Source organism: Nonomuraea sp. NPDC005692 (genome assembly GCF_040631115.1).
In the GTDB taxonomy this organism is placed as follows: domain Bacteria; phylum Actinomycetota; class Actinomycetes; order Streptosporangiales; family Streptosporangiaceae; genus Nonomuraea.
In genome coordinates this window covers 1-1,477 of sequence record NZ_JBEXYU010000088.1, presented here as the reverse complement: position 1 = coordinate 1,477, position 1,477 = coordinate 1, and the positions used below count along the sequence as shown (strand labels likewise).

At 68.1% G+C, this 1,477-nt stretch carries 1 protein-coding gene and 1 pseudogene; both read left to right on the top strand.

What is annotated here, in order from left to right:
• Positions 1-243 (top strand): annotated as a pseudogene (locus ABZ459_RS52725) (aminopeptidase); the annotation flags it as partial.
• A 20-nt stretch (positions 244-263) separates the two neighbouring features.
• A partial coding sequence (locus tag ABZ459_RS52720; protein WP_357989102.1) for an alkaline phosphatase family protein occupies positions 264-1,477 on the top strand: 1,214 nt, incomplete at its 3' end.

The following is a 1,477-nucleotide window of genomic DNA, read 5'->3' as shown; positions in this document are numbered from 1 at the left end:
AACGGTGACAACTCCGGCACCGACGACTTCCTGCGGGTCCGGGTGGTCGACGGCACGACGCTGACCACGGTGTTCCAGCAGACCGGTAAGGCGGCTGAGGTGGACGCCGCCTGGCGCCAGGGCACCGCCGACCTGTCGGCGTTCGCGGGCAGATCCGTCCGGTTGCTGGTGGAGGCCACCGACGCCGGCACCCCCAGCCTCTTCGAGGCCCAGGTGGACGACCTCACCATCACCACCGACTGACACACCCAGGAGGATCTTCCATGCGTTCGTCTCTCTTGGCGGCCACCGCGCTGCTTGCCGCCACCGCTTCGGCGGGCACGATCCCCGCGACCGCCTCAGCCGCTGACCCAGCGTCCACCGCCCTGCCCCGGTACGACCACGTGGTCGTGGTGATCTTCGAGAACACCAACTACTCCACGATCAACGGCGGCTCCAGCGCCCCCTACATGAACTCCCTGGCCAAGCAGGGCACGCTGTTCACCAATGCCTTCGGCGTGACGCACCCCAGCCAGCCGAACTACCTCGCCCTGTTCTCCGGCTCCCAGCAGGGCGTCACCGGTGACTCCTGCCTGAAGACCTTCAGCACGGGCAACCTCGGCAAGCAGCTCCTCGACGCCGGTCTGACCTTCAAGGCCTATTCCGAGGGGCTGCCCAGCGCCGGGTACACCGGCTGCAGCAGCGGCAAGTACGTGCGTAAGCACGCGCCCTGGGTCAACTTCCCCACCGTCGGCGGGGCGGCCTACCATCTGCCGTTCTCCAGCTTCCCGACCGACTACACCAAGCTGCCCACAGTCTCGTTCGTCGTGCCGAACATGTGCAACGACATGCACGACTGCTCCACCAAGACCGGCGACACGTGGCTGAAGAACAACCTGGACGCGTACGCGCAGTGGGCCAAGAGCCACAACAGCCTGCTCATCCAGACGTTCGACGAGGACAACTTCACCTCGGTCAACCAGATTTTCACCACCTTCACCGGCCAGCACGTCAAGCCGGGCTACCGGTCCTCGACCCAGATCAACCACTACACCGTCCTGCGCACGCTGGAGGACATGTACGGCTTGCCCGCGCTCGGCAACGCGGCCGGCAAGTCGGCGATCACCGACGCCTGGGACACCTCTGGCGGCCCGGCCGTCGCCACGCCCGCCGACCAGACAAGCACGGTGGGGGCCGCCGCGTCCTTGCAGTTGTCGGCCTCCGGCGGCGCCGCGCCGTACACCTGGACGGCCACCGGGCTGCCCGCCGGCCTGTCCGTGGCTTCGGGCACCGGGCTGATCTCCGGTACGCCCACCACCGCCGGCGCCTCGACGGTCACCGTGACCGCCAAGGACGCCGACGGCGCCACCGCCAGTGCGAGTTTCGGCTGGAAGGTCAACCCGCCGGCCGGTTCGACGGTGTTCGCCGACGATTTCGAGGAGGACAGAGGATGGACGGTCAACCCGGCAGGCACCGACACTGCGACGGCCGGCAGGTG